The sequence below is a fragment of the Accumulibacter sp. genome (assembly GCF_023806625.1).
Taxonomy (GTDB): Bacteria; Pseudomonadota; Gammaproteobacteria; order Burkholderiales; family Rhodocyclaceae; genus Accumulibacter.
In genome coordinates this window covers 1-20,771 of the sequence record NZ_JAMTDX010000019.1, presented here as the reverse complement: position 1 = coordinate 20,771, position 20,771 = coordinate 1, and the positions used below count along the sequence as shown (strand labels likewise).

Sequence of the window (20,771 nt, the reverse complement as noted above, 5' to 3'; positions counted from 1 at the left end):
CTCAGAGTGCTGTGTCGCTGTTTCGCGGCTTGCGCGGGGCGCGGGTGAGCAAACGATCGTAGATCGCGTTCGGCAGCATGCGCAACAATCGGGCAGCGAGCGCCATCTGCCAGGGGATCACCCGGTAACTGTCGCCGCGGGCGATGGCCCGGGAAAAGCGTTGCGCCGCCTCTTCTGCAGGCATCAGGAAGGGCATCGGAAACGGGTTGCCCTCGGTCATCGGCGTTTCCACGTAGCCGGGACAGATCGTGACCACCCGGACCCCTGACCCGCGTAGCTCGATACGCAAGCTTTCGAGATAGCTGATCGCTGCTGCTTTCGACGCGCTGTACGCGCCAGCTCCCGGAAGGCCGCGGATTCCGGCAACCGAGGCGATGCCGACCAGCCGGCCGCTACCCGCCTGGCGCATCGCGGCGATGAACGGCGAGAAGGTCGCGGCGATGCCGAACAGATTGACTTCGATCACCCGGCGGATCGCTTCGAGATCGGCGGCGTGTTCGGTCAGCGTGCCGACCGAGACGCCAGCGTTGGCAATGACGATATCGGGAGCCCCGAAACGGGTCGTGAACGCGTCGGCAGCCGAAGCCAGGGCCGGCGCGTCCGTGACATCGACAGAGAAACAGACTGTCTGCCCTGGCCAGCGCTTGGCGAGGCTGTCGAGCAGATGTTCGCGGCGGGCGACCAGGCCAAGCCGCGCACCCTGGCCGGCGTAGTGCTCGGCGAGCGCACGCCCGATCCCCGATGAAGCCCCGGTGATGAAGACCTTGAGCGCCGTGTCCTGGTCGGAATCCAGCGGAGGCGCGGCGCTCAACGGCGGCTCAGCGGTTGTCGGCCAACGTGCTGCGTGCCGCGCGCCGCCTACTTCCGGCCGCGCTCGCTGCGCACCTTGGCAATGACCTGGTCGGTGATCACCAGAAGATCAGGCAATCCCTTGATTTCCTTTCCGGTAACCAGATACTTGCCATCCACTGCCATGGCCGGGACACCCGGTATCTTGTACGACTGGGCCATCTGATCGGCGCGTTTGGCCTTGCTGATCACGCCGAACGAGTTGTAGGCCTCGGTAAACCTCTTGACGTCCGCCCCCTGCGCTCCGACCCATTCGCTGATCGTCCGGTCGTCGTAGAGTTTGCCGCCCTGGTTGTGCAGCGCGTTGAAGACCGCGTTGTCGAGTCTGGCCAGATCGCCGGTTGCTTCGAGCGCGTAGAAGAGCCGGGCCAGACTCATCCATTGTGGGCGCCCGAATGACACCGGCACTCGCCGGAAGACGACGTCTGCAGGCAGGCTGGCAGCCCATTTGCTGACCAGCGGATGAAAGTCGTTGCAGTGCGGGCAGCCGTAAGAGAAGAACTCGAGTACCTCGATCTTGCCTGGCGAATCGGTCAATTGGGGCGGGACTACCGGCTGGTAATCACGGCCGACGACGAGCTGGCCACGCGCAGGCGAAGCCAGAACCGCGAGAACGGCCAGCAAGACGACGGTCAGCCAGCCGCGGAATGGGTGAACAACAGCCTGGAGCATCGATTTTTCCCTTTCATCAGTCCTTCTTGACGACGTTGGCCTCTATGCCCTGGCGGGCAAGGTCGGCGCGCAGGTTGTTGACTTCGTCCATCCGGTGGTAGGGACCGAGACGAACCCGGTACCAGACCTTGTCCTGAAGCATGACCTGCTGAATACGCGCCTCGGCTCCGATCAACGCCAGACGCGCTTTCTGGTTGTCAGCATCGCTCGCGTTCTGGAAGGAGCCTGCCTGTAGATAAATCGGCTCGCGCAAGGCGTTCTCGCGGTCGTTCTTCGGCCGGGTACTTTCGGCCGGCTTGGCCACCTCGGCTGCCTTGGCCTCGGTCGCTTTGCCCGACGCCGTCCGGCTCTCCGCTGCCTTTCCTTCGGGTGTCTTCCCCTCTGGGGCTCTGGTTTCTGGCGGTCGGCTTTCGATCGGCTTCGTCTCGGTCGCCTTGCCCGGTGTCGAGATTCGGGTCTCGGCCTGCCGTGGCTCCTCGGGCTTTGGATCGGGAATGGCTTCTGCCTTGCCCGGGAGGATCTTGTAGAAGTCGAAGCGCGGTTTGTCGGGAACGGCGTCTCCGGGCTTGCCGGGCAGGGTTACAGGCGCCGACGCCACGGGCGGAACTTCAGGCGTCGCCGGCTTGCTGCCCACTGGTGGGGGCAGCTTTGGCTGCTGACCGGTCGTCGTGAAAGGCAGCGGCGCCTTGTTGATGTACCAGACGACACCAGCGACGGCGAGTACGCCGATAACCAGCCCAACGAACAGTCCGAGCAGCGTGCCGCCCCCCGACTTCCTGCCGGGCGGCGTCCTGCGGGGTTTCACGTCACGACTCATGGCCAACCTCTGTCTGCGACTCACATGGATTCCGGGCAGCTGACGCCGAGAATCTTCATCCCGTTCCGAATCACCTGCCGCACGCTGGCGACGAGCGCGAGGCGCGCATCGCGAAGTTCGGGATCGTCAACCAGTATCCGCTCGGCATTGTAGTAGCTGTGGAATTCGCCTGCCAGGTCCTTCAGATAGAACGCGATCTGGTGTGGAGCGCGGTCGCTGGCGGCGGTCTCGACGACTTCCGGAAACTCGCCGATGCGGTTCGCGAGAGCCAGTTCGAGCGGGCCATCCAGTCTCCCCAGCTTGGCTGCAGCCAGTGTCGACACGTCGTCGCCCGCCCATTGCGCGAGCACGGAGCAGACCCGGGCGTGCGCATACTGAATGTAGTACACCGGGTTGTCGTTCGACTGACTCCTGGCCAGGTCGAGATCGAAATCGAGATGCTGGTCAGATTTTCGCAGGACGTAGAAGAAGCGGCAGGCATCGTTCCCCACGTCCTCGCGCAGCGTGCGCAGGGTTACGAAGTCTCCCGAACGTGTGGACATCTGAGCTTTCCAGCCCGAGCGGTAGAGCACGGCAAACTGGACGAGAGCGACCTCGAGGGTGTCGGGATCCAGACCGAGCGCGCGAATGGCGCCCCGGACACGGGGGATGTAGCCATGATGATCAGCGCCCCAGACGTTGATCAGCCGATCGAAGCCGCGCTCATACTTGTTCAGGTGATAGGCGATGTCCGATGCGAAATACGTGTACAGGCCGTTGTCACGCTGCACGACCCGGTCTTTTTCGTCGCCGAAAGCCGTCGAACGGAACCACCGGGCGCCATCCTGCACATAGAGATGGCCCGCCTCGTCGAGCCGCTCTATGCAGCGGGCGACGAGTCCGGTCTCGAACAGCGATTCTTCCGAAAACCAGACGTCGAAATGGACTCCCGATTCTTCGAGATCCTTGCGGCAGTCGGCGAGCTGTTCGGTGAGCACGAAATCATGCACGTACTTCCAGTCTTCGCCGAGCAGCTGCTTGCCGTTGGCGATCAGTGCGTCGAGGTATTCCTCGCGCTGCCGGGTCGCCTCGGCGTCAGTGCGCGTGCTGTCGGGCAGGCGCGGCAGATCGGCGATGATCCCGGCGAACGGACGCCGATAACGGTCACCGTGAGCTGCCAGCATCTGGGTGGCCATCTCGCGGACATAGTCTCCCTGATACGCGTTGGGCGGAAAATCGATCAGCGGGCCCTGCCGCCGGGACAGTTCGAGGTAGCGCAGCCAGGTCGAGATGGCCAGGATGTCCATCTGTCGCCCGGCGTCATTGACGTAATACTCGCTGGTCACGTTCCAGCCAGCGAAGTCGAGGAGCTTGCACAGGCTGTCCCCGTATGCTGCCCCACGCCCATGACCGACGTGCAGTGGACCGGTTGGGTTGGCCGATACGAACTCGACGAGGACCTTGCGCCGGCCTCCGCTGAGCGAACGGCCATAGTCGGCACCCTGTTCGAAGACGTCGAGGAGGCCGGAAAGCTTGGCCTCGGCCGACAGACGAAAGTTGATGAACCCGGCCCCGGCGACCTCGCTCGACTCGATCAGCGACGAGTAGGGCAGTTCGGAGACCAGTAGCTGTGCCAGTTGTCGCGGGCTGCGGCGCGTCGAACGCGCCAGTTGCATGGCCAGGTTGCAGGCAAAGTCGCCGTGCTCAGTCTGCCTGGGTCTTTCGATATGGATCGGGGTGGCCGCCTGATCGGGTGCAACGCTGAGCAGAGCGCTGCGCATCAGATCGGCGATGTGGGACTTGGGGTCGGAACTCATCAATCACGTTTCCAGGATCAGCAAGGAGTCTCAAGGTCCTGATTATACGATGCCCAGGCAAGACCCGGGCGAACGAGCCGGAGCGGGCGGGCGCATTTCTGTGTAAACTCGCTGCCTTGCCGATCCGAACGCCATCGCCAGCCGTGCGCCTCCTCCGTCTCGCCAAAATCCTGACCATTGCGAGCCGCTACGGCCTCGACGAAATGATCCTCGAGCACGAGCCGAGCGGGCGGCTGGCTGCGCTGTCCCGGTCGCTACACTTCTGGCGACGTTTCGACGCGCCGTCGGCAGTCCGCCTGCGGCAGGCTCTCGAAGCCCTGGGGCCGATCTTCGTCAAGTTCGGCCAGGTGCTGTCCACGCGCCGAGATCTGCTGCGCCCGGACATCGCCGACGAACTCGCCAAACTCCAGGATCGCGTTCCGCCGTTTTCTTCGGAGCTGGCTCTGGCGCAGATCGAGCAGGCCTACGGTCGGCCGGCGAGCGCAGTGTTTGCGGAATTCGATCTCCAGCCGGTGGCCAGCGCCTCGATCGCGCAGGTGCACTTCGCCCGCCTTCGTCCGGAAGACGGTGGCCACGAGGTGGCGGTCAAGATCCTGCGTCCGCAAATGCACGAGGTGATCGCCAACGATCTCGCACTACTCGAAACGCTCGCCGTGGTCCTCGAAAAAGCCTGGCCAGACGGCAAGCGCCTGAAGCCGAGGGAAGTGGTCAGCGAGTTCGCCAAGTATCTTTACGACGAACTCGACCTGATGCGCGAAGCGGCCAACTGTTCGCAACTGCGCCGCAATTTCCTGGGCTCGAGACTTCTGCGTGTGCCGGAGGTTCACTGGGATCAGTGCACGACGACGGTGATGGTCATGGAGAGGATGCGTGGTATCCCGATCAGCCAGACCGAAGCGCTGCTGGCCGCGGGAATCGACCTCTCGGCGCTCTCGCGGGCCGGAGTCGAAATCTTCTTCACCCAGGTGTTTCGCGATGGTTTCTTCCATGCCGACATGCATCCCGGGAACATTTTCGTGGCCACCGATCCTGTCCATCATGGCAGCTACATCGCGCTCGACTTCGGCATCGTCGGCACGCTGACCGATACGGACAAGAACTACCTGGCGCAGAACTTCCTCGCCTTTTTCCAGCGGGACTACAAGCGCGTGGCGACCGCGCACATCGAAGCCGGCTGGGCGCCGCCCGAGACACGGGCCGACGAGTTCGAGGCAGCGATTCGTGCCGTCTGTGAGCCGATCTTTGACCGGCCACTGCACGAAATCTCCTTCGGCCGCGTTCTGCTGCGTCTGTTCCAGACCTCGCGCCGCTTCAACGTCGAAATCCAGCCGCAGCTCATGATGCTTCAGAAAACACTGCTGAACATCGAGGGTCTCGGCCGGCAACTCGACCCGGATCTGGACTTGTGGAAGACCGCCAAGCCTTTTCTCGAGCGCTGGATGCGCGAGCAGGTTGGCGGCCGGGCATTTCAGCGCTGCCTCCAGCAGGAAGCTCCGTACTGGGCGCGTACCCTGCCGCAACTGCCGCGCCTCGTGCACCAGGTGCTGGCCCGGCCGCAAGCTCAGGATCTCGGGCCGGTGCTCGTCGCGCTGCAACGAACCCAGCGCCAGCAGAGTCGCCTGCTGGCGGTGATCACCGTGTTGCTGGCCGCCTTGCTGATCAGCCAGTACTTCTGAATGCTTCCGGAGAATAGCCATGAATCGTGTCGTGATCAGTGCCACCGGCCTCTACACTGCACCGCAGGTCATCACCAACGCGGAACTGGTGGCGTCGTACAACAGTTTCGCCGCCCAGTTCAACGCGGCCCATGCCCAAGAGATCGCTGCCGAGGCGTTGATTGCGCTCGAGGAATCGAGCGTCGACTTCATCGAGAAGGCCTCGGGGATTACCCGGCGTTACGTCATCGACAAGGCAGGGGTGCTCGACCCGCGACGCATGCGCCCGAAGTTCAGCCGGCGTGGAAACGACGAGGTGTCGCTGCAGGCCGAAATGGCCGTCGCTGCCGGAAGTCAGGCGCTGGCCGCTGCCGGGCGAACACCGGCCGACATCGACGCCGTGATCTGCGCCGCGTCCAACATGCAGCGCCCTTACCCGGCGATGGCCATCGAGATCCAGAAGGCGCTGGGAATTGGCCAGGGCTATGGGTTCGACATGAATGTCGCCTGCTCGTCGGCGACTTTTGCGCTCGAACTGGCAGTCAATGCGCTGCGCTGCGCAACCGCGCGAACCGTCCTGATCGTCAATCCGGAGATTTGCTCGGCGCATCTTGCGTGGCAGGACCGCGACTGCCATTTCATTTTTGGTGACGTGTGCACAGCGCTGGTCGTTGAACGACTCGACGGGGCGACCGCAGCCAACGCCTGGGAGGTCCTGGGCACCCGGCTGGCGACGAGTTTTTCGAACAACATCCGCAACAACGCCGGATTCATGTCGCGGTGCGAGGATCGTGACCCAGCCGACCGCGATCAGCTCTTCGTGCAGGAGGGAAGACGGGTGTTCAAGGAAGTCTGCCCGATGGCTGCCGATCGCATCACCCGCCATCTTGCGAGCCTCGATCTGAGCCCGGCCGATGTCCGTCGCTTCTGGCTGCATCAGGCCAATCTGGCGATGAACCAGCTGATCGGGCGCCGCCTGCTCGGCCGCGAAGCGACCAGCGACGAGGCGCCGGTGATCCTCGACGAATTCGCGAACACCGCGTCGGCGGGGTCGATCATCGCTTTTCACCGTCACAGCGCCGATCTGGCCGCGGGCGACGTCGGGCTGATCTGCTCCTTCGGCGCTGGTTACTCGATCGGTAGCGTGGTTGTCAGGAAGTGTTCGGTGGTCGCGTAAGCGGGTGCCAGGAATCCAGCGCCGCCGTCGCGCAGGCGGTTGAGCCCTGGGCGACGGCCGGCAGTGCCGACGCCTGTGCCGACAGCGGCTTGGCGACGATGCTCCGTCAGACTGGCGCAGCACGCGATGCTGCCGTCCGGTCGACTAGCGTGCCGTCTCGCAAATGCCTCGACAGGTCGGGGAGGAGGCTCGCACGGAATGGACGCGAGGCCATCCAGGTGAGGGCAGTCGGATTTTGCGAAATAGGCGTCAGGCAACGCGGCGATCCAGGCTGAAAAGCCAGCAATCGGATTTGCGAGACGGCACACTAGGACCGTCGACGGGTCTCGGCGATGTCACCGACGTCCTGGATCAGCTGAAGATCGTTGTCCTGGGCGAAATGGAGAACAAAACGGTAGGCCATCGGCTCAACTTCGTAGAGCGACCCGTTGACGAAAACGGCCTTCTCGCCGCTGTAAGTCCCCGGACCAACGTAGGGCGAGTAGCGCATCTTCTTCTCGGCGCCAAAGGCCGAGAGGACGCCGCAGAGTCTTTCGGCCCAGTCGCTCGGCCGAAACCTCTTGCCCGCCACGGTGAGACCCACGATGATGAAAGAGGGATGCGACGAAGTGCTCATTGGCCGGTGGATTCGTAGCGCGGATAACCGCGGGTTGTTGCTTTCTCGGGTTGGCGCCAAACGCCCGTTGCGCCTCGATTCTAACAGAAACCCAGCGAGCTTGCCGGACACAGCCTTGGCCAACAACGGCCAAGCATTCGGCAAGGGAACGATCGCGGGGCAAAGCCTGCAGCCAGTCAGGGTTTCTGGCCATGGCCATTCAGCAAGAGCCGCTGCATCGCCCTTGAGCCTATAACCCGTAGGGATCGGACTCCGGAGCACGATTGCCGCGGAAGGGTGTCTGCCGAGCGGAGTTGGGAGAGGTGTTTCCGGCGCCGCATCGAATGGGGCCGGACAAGGGCCGACGGGCACCTCGGTGGTGGGCGATAGTGGGATCGAACCACTGACTTCCACCGTGTGAAGGTGGCACTCTACCGCTGAGTTAATCGCCCGTTGCAGGTGGTGTCAGCCAACGCGGGCCCGGATTACATCACAAGTCGCCGGGACGGTCAATTGTGCCCAGGCCGAAACAGCCCTGAAGCATGACCCGGGCGAAGCGGACCCATTGGCCGGAAGCTGCGGCTTGCGCTGCCGGGGCGGTCAGATCGCCCGGGGGCGGGGATTCAATGCTCGAACGTCGGGGGAGTAGGGTCAGATCAGGTGTTCTGGAAAGGTCGTTGAAGCTCCGCCTGGATGACACGCGACGCAACTCGACGCGGACTCGGTTGACCCGGCCTCGGGCGGCTGTCTGCAGTCGCGCCACCGGAGGGTCGGCCGGGCGAAGCTGGATCGGGCATGCCGGCCGCCTCACCGGCGAGAGCGGGCACCCCGCCGGCCTTGTCCTTTGTCCAGGAATCGCTCATCATCACCCGCGTTGCCCGAGGGGGGGCGGGGAAGCCAGAGTGAAGGAACGGCGTTACATCTTCTGCCGCCAGGCCGAGTGGGAGGCGTGGGACCAGTGGCTGACCGCCGGCCAGCGCTTCGGAAGCGTCTCGCCCGAAGGCGACCCCGCGGGAGCAGCAAGTTTTCCGCACCGCTTTCGCCGGCTGTGCCATGATCTCGCCCTCGCCCGGGACCGCAACTATTCGGCAGTTCTGGTCGACGACCTGCATCGGCGCGTCCTTGCCGTCCACCAGCGTGTTCATGGCTCGGTCAGGCCGGATGGCAGCCGCTGGCTACGCTTCCTGAGCGAGGGCTTTCCAGAACTCGCGCGCAGCGAATGGCGGGTGATGCTCGTGGCCTTCCTGCTGCTCTTCGTGCCCTTGCTGACCTTCATCGTTGTTGCCCAGGCCTGGCCCGAATGCGTCCAGCTCGTTCTCTCCCCGGGGATGATCGGCGAAGTCGAGGAAATGTATTCGCCGACTGCCCGCCACCTTGGTCGGCCGCGGGCGGCATCGAGCGACTGGGCGATGTGGGGCTTCTACGTGGCCCACAACCTGCGGATCGATTTCCAGGCTTTCGCAGGAGGGCTCACCTTCGGCCTGGGAAGCGTCTTCTATCTGCTCTACAACGGCTTGCACATCGGCGCGATCGCCGGCCATCTGACGCAGATCGGTTACGGGTCCACGTTCTGGGGGTTCGTTGCCGGTCACAGTGCCTTCGAGATGAGCGGCGCCGTGCTCTCGGGCGCCGCCGGCCTGAAACTCGGCATGGCGCTGATTGCCCCTGGGCAACGCACGCGCCTCGCCGCGCTCAGGCAGAACGCCTCGATCGCCGTACGGCTCCTCTACGGGGCAGCCATCCTGACCTTTCTTGCGGCCTTCATCGAGGCTTTCTGGTCGCCGCTGCAGGCGATTCCCTTCGAATTCAGGGTCGCCGTCGGCCTGCTCCTGTGGCTCCTGACCTGCCTGTATTTCCTGCTCGCCGGACGATCGCCTCGTGCGCCTTGAGTCTATCGCCGTCGTCCTGCGACGGCGCAGCCCCTGGGAGGCAGTGGACCTCGGGAGAGTCATGCTGCGCAGCTGGGCGCGGCAGGCGTACCTCGCGTGGCTGGTCACCTACTGGCCCGCCGGCCTCGCCGTCCTGCTGCTCCTGTGGTCCTCGCCCGGGTACGCGATGCTGGTCATCTGGTGGCTCAAGCCGGTGTTCGATCGGCTACTCCTGCACGTTTTCAGCCGCGCGGTGTTTGGCGAGGAGTGCGGCGTGCGCGATGTGCTGCGCGCGTTGCCTCGGCTCCTGCGCAGCCCCGGGGTGCTCTCGGGACTGACTCTTCGCCGCCTGAGCCTGGCCCGATCTCTGCTTCTTCCGGTCTGGCAACTCGAAGAACAGCGTGGCGCAGCGGCGCGCGCGCGTTTCACGCTGCTCGCGCGACGTTGTCGGGGCCATGCGGTCTGGTTGACCTTCTTCTGTGCGAACATGTCGACGATTCTGATGTTCGCCTTGCTGATCGCGCTGCTTGCGCTGAAGCCGGAACAAGGGTCGTCGCTTTCGATCTGGGAGTGGTTCGCCGAGGAACGATCCGGGCTCCAGCGCGTTTTCGGACATCTGCTGTTCATGCTTGCTGAGACGATCGTCGAGCCGCTCTACGTCGCCTCGGGTTTCGCGCTCTATCTCAACCGGCGCAGCGAACTCGAGGGCTGGGACATCGAGATCGTCCTTCGCGGAATGGCGCCGAGGCGTACGAACAACTGGACTGGCTGCGCCGTGCTCGCGTTGTCGGGCGCCGTGCTGATCGGCTGGCCGTCTGTGTCACTGCACGCCGCGGCGGAGACCGATCCGGCGCTTGCCTGCGCTCCCGCCGACAGCTGCACGGCAGCCGCCGCTGACTCGAGCAGGAAGCCGAGGGATGGTCCCGGCGAGGTCGGGCCGGCAAGAGGGGAGCCGGGATCGGCCCGCGCGGTGATCGATGGCGTTCTCGAGGATCCGGTCTTCGGCCGCGCGAGCCAAGGCTGGAGCTGGCGCTGGCGTGACCCCGGAACACCGTCCGACGAGTCGCTGCCGGTCTGGCTGAACTGGATCGGCGAAGCGGTCGAGTCGCTCGCCGAGCTTCTGAGGGTTCTCGTATGGGTCGCCTCGGGCCTCGGAGTGGCCCTCGCCATCCGGTTCCTCTACGGTCGGCGCAGACGCCTGGGAGCCGGGCGGGTGCACACTCCGTCCGAGCCCGTCACCGGTCCTGATGATCGCGGCGACGCGCTGCCCGCCGACGTTCCGGAGGCTGCGCGGTTCGCCCTGGCGAGTGGCCGGGCCGTCGAAGCCGTGAGTCTCCTTTACCGGGGAGCCCTGATGTCGCTGATCGTCGAGCGGCAGATCGACTTTGCCGCTGGCGATACCGAAGCCGACTGCCTGGGCCGGGTCACAGGCCGGCTGCCGGAAGCCGTGCAGCGCTTCTTCGAGGCTCTCGTGAGCTGCTGGCGGCTGGCCGCCTACGGTCCTCTCGCTCCGTCAATGGCCGAAGTCGACCGGCTGATCGTCGACTGGGCAGTTCATTTCGGCAGACGGGGCGCATCGTGATGCCGAGGCGTTTCGTGCTCGCCGGTCTGCTCGCTGTCGGCGTGACCGCGATGCTGATCGTCTGGCTGGCCTCGAACATCGAACGAGTACCGGTTCAGCGGCACGAGCCACCAAGGACCGAGGCACGCCGCAATCCGTACCTGGCGCTCGAGCGCTTTGTCATTCGGATGGGCGGTACGGTGACCCGGCACCCGGAAACCAGAGTCCTCGATCGCTTGCCGGAAGGCGGCATCGTCTTCCTGGACCGTCGGCGCCTCGATCATCTTCAGGAAGAGCGACTGCAAAGGCTGCTCGGCTGGGTCGAGGGTGGCGGGTACCTGATCGTCGTTGCCGAGGAGACGGGGATCGCCGACCCGCTCCTCGACAGCATGGGCGTTTCGCGCGTCGAGCCGGCTTCGACCGAGCACGGGTCAGGCGACCGGTCGATTTCGCTGAGTCTGCCCGGAGCGGAACGAGCGCTGCGTGTCGACGTCGCGCGCCAGGTGCTCACGGTCGGCGAACGCCAGCCGGACTGGTTGGCCGGCGAGGATCGGCGCGGTGCGCAGGTCGTCAACTTCCGCCTCGGTCGAGGGAATCTGACGGTTGCCTGCGAACTCGACCAGCAGTTGAGCAACCGCCGTATCGGCAGGCACGATCACGCCGAAATGTTCTGGACACTGCTCAGATTTCACGGTCACTCGTCACCGCCGCAGGTGCTGCTGCTCTCGGGCTTCGAGATGCCGACGCTCGCCGGATGGCTCATCGATCAGGCATGGGCTGCCTGCTTCGCTACGCTCGTACTGATCGCCCTGTGGTTGTGGCGCATCGTGCCGCGTTTTGGCCCGCTGCGATCCGATCCGCCACCAGTTCGTCGCGAGTTGCGCGAGCATCTGGCCGCGGTCGGCCATTACCTGTGGCGTTGTCGTGCGCCGTCGGCGCTGCTCGAACCTGCGCGCGAGCACTTTCGCCATTGCCTGGCGCAGCGCCGGCCAGAAGTCGCGGCGTGTTCGGTCCGTGCGCAGGTGTCCGCCCTGGCGGCGCTGTCCCGCCTGTCCCCGGCATGGATCGCCCTGGCCCTCGCAGGCGAAGCCGACGACCGGCAGGCGTTTGTCGAGGTGCTGCGCACGTTGCAGGTGCTCGAGCGCCATCTCCGGGATGACCACGATGAGTCCAGACGACGCTGTCCTGACTGAACAGCGATTGATCCATGCGCGCCAACTGCTGGGCGCTCTACGTGACGAGCTGGCCAGGGCAGTGATTGGACAGCAGGCGGTCGTCGACGAGGTGCTGATCGGTCTGCTCGCCGATGCCCACGTTCTGATCGAGGGAGTTCCCGGTCTCGGCAAGACTCTGCTCGTCCGATCTCTGGCCAAGACCTTCGCCGGGCAGACGCGGCGAATCCAGTTTACCCCTGATCTGATGCCGTCAGACGTCGTCGGCCATACCCTTTTCGACGCTGCGACTGCCCGTTTCGTGACTCGCCAGGGTCCGGTGTTCACGCATCTGCTGCTTGCCGACGAGATCAATCGCGCGCCAGCCAAGACCCAGTCGGCTCTGCTCGAAGCGATGCAGGAGAGGCAGGTGACGCTCGAGGGAACCAGCTCTCCGCTGCCTCATCCGTTCATGGTCCTCGCGACGCAGAACCCCGTCGAGCAGGAAGGCACCTATCCGCTGCCCGAAGCCCAGCTCGATCGCTTCCTGTTCAAGATTCGCATGGCCTACCCGGGCGAGGACGAAGAAGTCGCCCTCACCCGCCTGGTCACCCAGGACAGGACAGGCGCGGATCTCGACGTCGAAGCCGTGGCGACGCTGATCCAACCGGCAACGGTCGTCGCTCTGCAACAGTGGGCGGTCCAGATTGCTCTCGACGAGCGCGTCATTCGCTATGCCGTGGCGATCGTCAGGGAGACCCGCACGTCCTCGGGGTTGGCTAGTGGCGCTGGGCCGCGTGGACCGATCGCGCTGGTCCGCGCGGCCCGCGCGCGTGCGCTGCTCGCCGGGCGCGGCTTTGCCACTCCTGACGACATCAAGGCGGTTGCCCTGCCAGCTTTGCGCCACCGGGTGACGCCGACTGCCGAAGCCGAGATCGACGGTCTGACTACCGACGACCTCTTGCTCTCGCTGCTCGATCGCGTGCCGGCGCCAAGGGCCTGACTCGGCCGGTTCCCTGTTCGTGGACGAGTGTATGACCCAATGCTGATTCCTGATCGCCGGCTTTTCCTTGCTGCATCGCTGTGGTTCGCGTTTGGAGTGGTCGTCGCCTTTTGTCCCACGTTGCTCGACCTCTGGCTGGCGGCCGCCGGTGTATGGCTGCTGCTCGCCGCAGGCGATGGACACCTGGCGAGGCAGCGGTGCAGCCGCCTGCTCGTGCGTCGCGAGGTGGCTCACGCGATGCCCGTCGGCACCTGGCAGAACGTGCGACTGGTGCTGCAGACTTCGACCGGTGGTGGAGCCAGCGGCTGGCTCCTGGACGGATATCCGGCAGCCTTCGTCAGCGAAGGGCTGCCGCTGCGCTTCGCCCTGGCTCCTGGACAGTCGTTGCGCGTGGGTTATCGCTTGCGGATCGGCGAGCGAGGTCGCCAGATCTTCGATGGCGTGACCTTGCGCTGGTCGTCACCACTGCGCTTCTGGCTGGTCCAGGAGCGTGTCGCGGTGCGCGACGAAGTGCGCGTCTATCCCGATTTCGCGCGCATCGCACACTACACGTTGCTGGCCACCGACAACCGCCTGGCCCAGATCGGCATCCTGCACCGGCGGCGGCGCGGCGAGGGAATGGAATTCCAGCAGTTGAGAGACTACCGACAGGACGACTCGCCGCGGCAGATCGACTGGAAAGCGAGCTCACGCGCTGGCCGCCTGATCTCACGCGAGTATACGGACGAACGAGACCAGCAGATCGTCTTCCTGCTCGATTGCAGCGCACGCATGCGCGCGCGTGATGGCGATCTGTCGCACTTCGACCACGCGCTCAACGCGCTGCTCCTGTTGGCCTGGGTCGCCCTGCACCAGGGGGATTCGGTCGGCCTGGTCACTCTTGGCCATCCCCGGCCAAGAGTGCTCGCGCCAGCCAGGTCGGTGGCGACGGTCAATACACTGCTCAATGCCGTCTATGATCTCGAGCCCTCGCTGCAGGTTCCGGATTACCTGAACGCTGCCGAACTGCTCGATCGACGACTGCGCAAGCGGGCGTTGATCCTGCTGGTCACCAACCTGCGTGACGAAGATGACGACACGTTGCTCCCCGCGCTTCGTCACCTCCGCATTCGCCACGCGGTCAGCGTCGCCAGCCTGCGGGAGCCGATCATCGACGAAGTGCTGTCCGCGCCAATCGGCGGCTTCGACGACGCGCTGACTCGTGCCGCAGGCCTCGAGTACCTTCAGTCCCGCCGTCGGCAACTCACCCTGTTGCGCCGTGATGGCGCGCAGATCCTCGACGTCGGCGCGCAGGGGCTACCGGTCGCCCTGATCAATCATTACTGGGCCAGGAAGCGGGCGGGCACGCTATAGTATGCGTCGTCTTCTCGTCGGCGAAGCGCATTGGGTGCGCGACCGCTGTACGGTCAGGACGATCATCGCCAGGAGGGAAGGGATGGACTTCGATGACAACCCATTCAGAGCACCGGCGTCGCGCGTCGCAGACGACGAGCGGACCGCTCTCGGCACCTTCCTGCCGGAGGGTCGTCTGGTCCCCGCGGGACGCGGCTACCACTGGCTCCTGCGGGGCTGGGAGCTGTTTCGGGTGGCGCCGGGAACCTGGATCGGTATCGCTGTGGCGTTCATGGTGCTGATCATCGTCGTCAGCATGATCCCGCTGCTGAACGTCACGGCGAACCTTCTGATCCCGGTGTTCATCGGTGGGATCTGCGTCGGTTGTCGGTCGATCGAGGAAGGTCAGGGCATCCGCTTCATTCACCTGTTTGCCGGGTTCTTGTGTCAGCCTGGAAGACTGCTGCTTGTCGGGCTGCTCTATCTCGTGGCTCTGCTGATCCTTGCAGTGGTCTTTGGCATCGTCGCAACGCTTTCGGGGATCGCCGCCAAGGGCAGCGGTGGTGCTGAAGGTTGGGCAGCCTCCTGGACCGAGCTCGTCTCGATCCTGGCCATGGTCCTGGTCTTTGCGCCTCTGGCCATGGCCGTCTGGCTGGCACCGCCGCTGGTCGTGTTCAATGGGCTGACCGCCTGGCAGGCAGTCAGGACGGGCCTCGTCGTCGCATTGCGTAATTTCCCGCCCTTTCTCGTGTTCGGAATTCTCGTCGTCGTCGCCTCGGTGATCGCCAGCCTGCCGCTGCTGCTTGGCTGGCTGTTGCTCTTGCCGGTACTCTACGCGTCGATCTACGCCGCCTACAGGGACCTGTTTTTCAGCGAGTTGCAGTGAGTGCTCAGGCCGGCCAGCACGACGGGCTGACGTCCGCTTTCGCTGCCGGCGTGCCGCAATGGTTGGCCGGCCAAGGCTGAAAGCGACGGGGACGCCGCTTGGGCAGTCGTCTCGATACCCTCCACCGCGTCGTCACCCCTGAGGGCTGCGAAATCGACCTGCACGTCGCAGGGCCAGTTGCCCGGGCACGGGCCTGGTTCATCGACTTCCTGATCCGCTTCGCCTTGTGGGTCTTGCTGGCGATTGCCGGGACGCGTCTCGGCGATCCCGGAGCGGTGCTGCTGCTCCTTGGCGCCTTCCTGCTCGAGTGGTTCTACCCGATTCTGTTCGAAGTCTATGCGCAAGGTCAGACTCCCGGAAAAAGGTCCTGCGGGCTCGCGGTCGTTCATGACGACGGCCGGCCGGTTGGCTGGAGCGGGGCGTTCATTCGCAATGCGCTGCGCGGTGTCGATTTCCTTCCCTTGGGCTATGCGGCAGGTTTCGTCAGCACCCTGCTCGACGGCCAGGGCAGGCGGCTCGGCGATCTCGCTGCCGGGACTCTGGTCGTTCATGTCCACCGGACACCGCGGCCGGCGGAGGAAGCCGACGGTGCTGACGGGAGTGAGGCGCCGCCCTTTGCCTTGACTCGGGAGGAGCACATCGCGATCATCGAGTACACCAGGAGGGTGACGTTGCTGACTCCCGAGCGGGCTGCAGAGCTGGCTCTGGCGGCAGGCCCGCTGACCGCCGGTCTCGACGGCGAGGCGGCGAAGAGGCGCCTGCTGCGCATCGGCAACTTCCTGCTTGGTGGTCAGTCAACCTGAATCTCCGCACACCTGAAAGATCCCTTGTCTTCCTCCTTCCTGCGACGACGAATGCCATGAACGCCTACTCTGGACCCGCACTGGTCACTCTCGCCACCTCTTTGCTGCTTTTCGCCTGCGCCGCCTATGTCGGGCGCTGCCGGATTCGCTTCGAGGTCAAGGCACCAGCGACCACCGGTCACCCGCAGTTCGAAGTCGCCTACCGCATCCAGATGAACACGATCGAGAACGCCGTCGCCTTTCTGCCGGCGCTCTGGATCTTTACGTTGAGTGTGTCGAGCCAGTGGGCGACGGTTCTTGGAGGATTCTGGCTTGCTGGACGGGCCTGGTACGCGCTGGCCTACGCGCGGGACCCGGGGAAGAGGGGGCCGGGCTTCATGCTCGCGATGTTCGCCTTCGCCGTGCTTCTGGTTGGCGGTGGCTGGGGCGTCGTGCGCGGGCTGATCAGTTGATCGCCTCCCTCGACTAGGGCCGGGAGTGCGCTCAGGCGCGGCTGATGCCGCCCCGTCCGCGACGCCGGTAAGACGCCTCAGGGCGTTGTCCGGGTTGTTGCCCTACGTCAGGCCCTATCGTGCGCAGGTCTTCCTGGCGTTGCTGCTGCTGCTGATCGCTGCGGCGACGACACTGGCCTTGCCGTACGCGGTGAAGGGCCTCGTCGATGGCGGCCTGGTGGTTGCTCGGGCGGGCAGCGATCCGGGTCGGTCCCTGGTCGGCCGACACTTCCTGCTGCTCTTCGCAGGGGCTGCCGTTCTCGGGCTGGCGACGGCCGGCCGCTTCTACATGATGAGCTGGATCGGCGAGCGGGTGACCGCGGACCTCCGTCTGGCCGTCTATGGTCATGTCCTGCGTCAGAGTCCTCAGTTCTTCGAGACACTGAGGACCGGTGAAGTCCTGTCGCGACTGACTGCCGATACCACGGTCATCCACCACGCGGTGGGTTCGAGCCTGAGCATGGGGATGCGCAACCTCGTGCTGTTCGTTGGCGGCCTGACCATGCTGCTCAGCTCGACGCCCCGTCTCGTGCTGACCGTCACCGGCATCGTCGTGCTGTTCGTCTTCCCGGCAGTGGTGATAGGTCGCCGCGTGCGCCGCCTATCACGAGCCGCACAGGATCGTCTGGCGGACACGAGCGGCCTCGCCGGGGAAATGCTGCACGCCATCCCGGTCGTCCAGAGCTACACTCGCGAGGTCGAAGAGACGGCGCGCTTCGCCGAGGCCAACGAGCAGGCCTTCCGGACTTCGATGCACCGTGCCCGCACGCGTTCGGCATTGACGGCCTTCGTCATCGTCGGCGTGTTCGGTTCGCTTCTCTACGGACTCTACGGCGGTGTTCAGGCGGTGTTCGCCGGAGAGATCAGCGCTGGCGAGTTGAGCCAGACAGCCCTCTACGTGATCGTCATTGCGGGCAGCGTCGGGGTGCTCGCCGAGGTCTGGAGCGACCTGTTGCGCGCCTCGGGAGCCAGCGAACGCCTGCTGGAACTGCTTGCCGCCCGTTCTCCGGTTGCCGATCCCGAGCAGCCGGTGTCCCTGCCGGGAGTGTCGGGCGGTCTTCGGGTGAGCTTTGCCGACGTCAGCTTCGCCTATCCGTCGCGGCCGGCGCAACCTGTGCTGCACGGGCTCTGCTTGACCATTGCGGCCGGTCAGACGGTTGCCCTGGTCGGGCCTTCGGGAGCGGGCAAGACGACCGTTTTCCAGCTGCTGCAACGCTTCTACGACGTCGACGGCGGTTCGCTCGCGATCGACGGCCAGGACCTGCGTCGACTGCGGCTCTCCGATCTGCGTTCGCACGTCGCGGTCGTGCCGCAGGAGGCGGTGATCTTCTCGGGAAGCATTTCCGACAACATTCGCTACGGCCGGCCGGCAGCCGACGAGGATGAGGTGCGCAAGGCTGCGCAGGCGGCTTTCGTCGATGAATTCGCAGGCCAGTTGCCCGACCGTTTGCGGACCTTCGTCGGTGAGCGGGGCCTCAGGCTCTCGGGTGGACAGCGGCAGCGTGTGGCGATCGCCCGGGCCATTCTGAAGGATGCGCCCCTCCTTCTGCTCGACGAGGCGACGAGCAGTCTCGACGCGGAGAGCGAGCGCATCGTCCAGCAGGCACTGGATGCGGCGATGGCCGGACGGACGACGATCGTCATCGCCCACCGTCTGGCTACCGTGCAACGTGCCGACCGCATCTTTGTCCTCGATCAGGGGCGAGTGGTCGAGGCCGGCAGGCACGAAGAACTGATCAAGCTCGGCGGGCTGTACGCGCGACTCGCCGCGCTCCAGTTTGTCGCCTGATTTCTCGCCTTGGTGGTTGGCGTCACTCCCGACAGCAGCTCGGAACGGTTGCGCAGCGAGTTCGTCGACAGCGCCGGCGCTCGGGCCGATGCCGTTGTTGCCGTGCGGGCAAACGTTTCCGCTCTGAAACATTTGTCTGGGCGCGACCCCTTTGCTGGCATTCATCCGCTCAACTAGAATGCCGGCGCCGAATCGGCTTCGGCGACCGCAACTTCCATCCACCCTCGTTGAAGGAGCTCATCATGGCGACCCAGAAAAAGAAAAAGGCACCCAAGAAGTAAGACCCGATGGCAGGTGGTGCCTGTCCTGACCAAGGCGCGGAAGGCAGACGCAAGTCTGCCTTCCGCGTTTGTGGGTTATGCTTCCGCGGTCCGGTCCTTTTCCGGTCGGCTCGCCGTCTGTCGGCAGACCGACGCGAGCCGGATGGTGTACCCGTCGCTCCTCGCGCCGGGCTCCCTCTGCTTGCCGGAAAACGATGAGAGACTGTCGCCGGTCGGCCGGTCGAAGCCGTTTGCCGGCAGCGCGGCCGTGACCAGGCAGAGAGGCAACCCCGCACTGTCGCGCGTGATCCTGGCACTGAGGTGACCATGATCCGCTGGCGGCCTGATCGATAGTCGTCGCCTCCGGGTGGCGCGGATCGCCGTTCCCCCTTCCTGGTCCTTCGTGCCGTAGCCTTCGAGAGCAGATGTCTTCGCCGATTTCCGATACCTTCCGACCCCGGGATTTTCTTGGCTTTTTCGTCGGACCGGCGGCGTTCGGCATGCTGCTCCTGATCGTCGTCCAGGAAGCCGCTGGGGCGACGACCACCTGGCTGGTCATCCAGATTGCCCGGGACATCACCGAAGAGCACGTTTCGGCGAGCGGCTTCGTCGGGATCGTCGTCGCGCAAACCGTTTCGTACCTCGCGGGGGCAGTCAGCTGGATCTTTGCCGAACGCGCCGGATTCGGCGCTTATGGGCACTACATGCTGCACTTTGCGCGGCGTAACCGGTTCCGTACCGCGCTGCTGTCCGAGAGCGCGACTCGCGAACGCGTCGAGCCCTTCCTGACCAGCGAGACCTTCGACGTCTGTTTCGACCTGGTCTACAACCTACAGTTCTACCTGCGTCTGTTCTTCCAGCTGCTCTTCAACTCGCTGGTCCTCGGCATCGAAATCGACGTCGGGCTGCCGATTTCGTTTGCCTTCGCCTTCGTGCTGCTGGGGAGCCTGCAGTGGCTGTTGCGCAGACCGCTGGCGGCGGTATTTCTGAACAACCAGCGGATGACCAACCGCATGCGGGCGCGCACCTACAACGCCTGGGACAACATCTTCAGCGGCAACCGTTACAACTTTGGCGTCTGGCATCGGGATTTCCGCTGGCGCTTGCGCGAAGCCCTGGTGGCGCAGATCAGGGCCATCCTGGCGCGCGAGGGGTGGAGCGCGGTGAGTGGGGTCCTGGCCTTGCTCGTCGTCCTGTCGACGACCGCCTGGGTGGCCATTCAGGATGCAGGCGACACGGCCGTGCTGATTGCCTTGGCCGCTACGCTGCCGAGGCAGATCGAGATGACCCTGGACATGCATCAGCTGACTTCGGGTCTGGTCGACCTGATCGCCGTCTGGACGCGTATCGCTGGCGTCTGCGAGCATTTCGATCCGCAGCCGGACCCCGCGTTCGATGAGCGAATACAGTTCGCGCGCCTGATCCTCAGGGAAGGCGACCGCGAAATCGCCTGCTCCACGGTGGGGGACGCGGTGGTGCATGTCCTGGCCTCACCGACCGGGCGCATCGTGCTGCGCGGCGGAAATGGCAGTGGCAAATCCTCCCTGCTTTCGGCACTCAAGGCCTGCCTGCGCGGCAAGGCCTATTACTGGCCAACTCATGATCGGCTGGCTTTCGCCTTCAACGTCGCCGCGTCAGCGGCGCGCGCAGAGCCTGGCAAGGACGGCGGTGCTGGTGAAGAAGAAGCGGTCGATGACCCGGCGGCGATCAGCGCTGCAGAAGAGATCGAGGAGAAGCGCGGCTACTCGTCAGGAGAAAGACAGTTGCGTGTTCTCCGGGAGATCGTCGCCCGTACCCACTACCCGCTCTATCTGCTCGACGAATGGGATGCAAACCTGGACTCGGCGAATCGTGCAACGGCCAGCGCGCTGGTCGAGGAACTGTCGCAGAGAGCACGCGTGCTCGAGATCTCTCACCGCGACCGCGTCTGAGCGTTTCGACCGAGCGCTGGCCAGGCATGAACATCAGGGGAACTTGAACACCGTCTCGCAGTCGTCGATAATCAAACAGTATCTTGATTAGCCACAATGTTCAGCAAGCTCACGTGGCGAGCCTGCCGGGGTGAA

General features: G+C 64.9%; 17 protein-coding genes and 1 tRNA gene. 12 read left to right on the top strand and 6 right to left on the bottom strand.

The genetic code is table 11. The features are described from left to right. Position 1 precedes the first annotated feature (1 nt). The 4 genes from NFW05_RS04335 to argS are packed head-to-tail and all read right to left on the bottom strand — an operon-like array spanning position 2 to position 4,134. Entirely contained in the window at positions 2-811 is an 810-nt protein-coding gene (locus tag NFW05_RS04335; RefSeq protein ID WP_295303009.1) for an SDR family oxidoreductase, read from the bottom strand. 47 nt (positions 812-858) lie between these two features. Next, complete coding sequence (locus NFW05_RS04330; protein WP_295303008.1) at positions 859-1,521, bottom strand: thiol:disulfide interchange protein DsbA/DsbL; 663 nt, start codon at positions 1,519-1,521, stop codon at positions 859-861. A 16-nt stretch (positions 1,522-1,537) separates the two neighbouring features. Beyond that, the gene (locus NFW05_RS04325) at positions 1,538-2,338 is read right to left on the bottom strand and encodes an SPOR domain-containing protein (protein ID WP_295303007.1); all 801 of its coding nucleotides are present in this window, start codon (positions 2,336-2,338) and stop codon (positions 1,538-1,540) included. 20 nt (positions 2,339-2,358) lie between these two features. Beyond that, positions 2,359-4,134, bottom strand: coding sequence for an arginine--tRNA ligase (gene argS / locus NFW05_RS04320; protein WP_295303006.1), 1,776 nt, complete (start codon positions 4,132-4,134; stop codon positions 2,359-2,361). 143 nt (positions 4,135-4,277) lie between these two features. Here argS and ubiB point away from each other — a divergent pair, with 143 nt between their 5' ends. Continuing rightward, positions 4,278-5,810, top strand: coding sequence for a ubiquinone biosynthesis regulatory protein kinase UbiB (gene ubiB, locus NFW05_RS04315; protein WP_295303005.1), 1,533 nt, complete (start codon positions 4,278-4,280; stop codon positions 5,808-5,810). 19 nt (positions 5,811-5,829) lie between these two features. After that, positions 5,830-6,966 (top strand): beta-ketoacyl-ACP synthase III, encoded by a 1,137-nt coding sequence (locus NFW05_RS04310; RefSeq protein WP_295303004.1) that lies wholly within the window; start codon positions 5,830-5,832, stop codon positions 6,964-6,966. A 307-nt stretch (positions 6,967-7,273) separates the two neighbouring features. Here the strand turns inward: NFW05_RS04310 and NFW05_RS04305 are convergent, their stop codons facing one another. Both NFW05_RS04305 and NFW05_RS04300 read right to left on the bottom strand, forming a co-directional pair. After that, positions 7,274-7,582 (bottom strand): DUF3579 domain-containing protein, encoded by a 309-nt coding sequence (locus tag NFW05_RS04305; RefSeq protein WP_295303003.1) that lies wholly within the window; start codon positions 7,580-7,582, stop codon positions 7,274-7,276. Positions 7,583-7,938: 356 nt separating this feature from the next. Then, a tRNA-Val gene (locus tag NFW05_RS04300) sits at positions 7,939-8,013 on the bottom strand. 450 nt (positions 8,014-8,463) lie between these two features. Here NFW05_RS04300 and NFW05_RS04295 point away from each other — a divergent pair. The 10 genes from NFW05_RS04295 to NFW05_RS04250 all read left to right on the top strand — a co-directional run bounded on the left by NFW05_RS04295 (position 8,464) and on the right by NFW05_RS04250 (position 20,636). Continuing rightward, on the top strand, positions 8,464-9,450 hold the full coding sequence (locus NFW05_RS04295; RefSeq protein WP_295303002.1) for a stage II sporulation protein M: 987 nt from the start codon (positions 8,464-8,466) through the stop codon (positions 9,448-9,450). Then, positions 9,440-11,011, top strand: a complete 1,572-nt coding sequence (locus NFW05_RS04290) for a hypothetical protein (RefSeq protein ID WP_295303001.1) — start codon at positions 9,440-9,442, stop codon at positions 11,009-11,011. Before NFW05_RS04295 ends, NFW05_RS04290 begins: the two co-directional genes overlap by 11 nt. After that, positions 11,011-12,183, top strand: a complete 1,173-nt coding sequence (locus NFW05_RS04285; RefSeq protein WP_295303000.1) for a DUF4350 domain-containing protein — start codon at positions 11,011-11,013, stop codon at positions 12,181-12,183. The genes NFW05_RS04290 and NFW05_RS04285 overlap by 1 nt, the downstream gene beginning before the upstream one ends. After that, complete coding sequence (locus NFW05_RS04280) at positions 12,155-13,144, top strand: AAA family ATPase (RefSeq protein ID WP_295302999.1); 990 nt, start codon at positions 12,155-12,157, stop codon at positions 13,142-13,144. Before NFW05_RS04285 ends, NFW05_RS04280 begins: the two co-directional genes overlap by 29 nt. 39 nt (positions 13,145-13,183) lie before the next feature. Continuing rightward, entirely contained in the window at positions 13,184-14,497 is a 1,314-nt protein-coding gene (locus NFW05_RS04275) for a DUF58 domain-containing protein (RefSeq protein WP_295302998.1), read from the top strand. A 1-nt stretch (position 14,498) separates the two neighbouring features. After that, a complete protein-coding gene (locus NFW05_RS04270; protein WP_295302997.1) occupies positions 14,499-15,362 on the top strand; it encodes a BPSS1780 family membrane protein in 864 nt (287 codons plus the stop codon). 98 nt (positions 15,363-15,460) lie between these two features. Continuing rightward, positions 15,461-16,165 (top strand): RDD family protein, encoded by a 705-nt coding sequence (locus tag NFW05_RS04265; RefSeq protein WP_295302996.1) that lies wholly within the window; start codon positions 15,461-15,463, stop codon positions 16,163-16,165. Positions 16,166-16,221: 56 nt separating this feature from the next. Continuing rightward, positions 16,222-16,617 (top strand): MAPEG family protein, encoded by a 396-nt coding sequence (locus NFW05_RS04260; protein ID WP_295302995.1) that lies wholly within the window; start codon positions 16,222-16,224, stop codon positions 16,615-16,617. Positions 16,618-16,702: 85 nt separating this feature from the next. Then, positions 16,703-18,445, top strand: coding sequence for an ABC transporter transmembrane domain-containing protein (locus NFW05_RS04255; protein ID WP_295302994.1), 1,743 nt, complete (start codon positions 16,703-16,705; stop codon positions 18,443-18,445). A gap of 685 nt (positions 18,446-19,130) precedes the next feature. Continuing rightward, positions 19,131-20,636, top strand: a complete 1,506-nt coding sequence (locus NFW05_RS04250; RefSeq protein WP_295302993.1) for an AAA family ATPase — start codon at positions 19,131-19,133, stop codon at positions 20,634-20,636. Positions 20,637-20,771 lie beyond the last annotated feature (135 nt).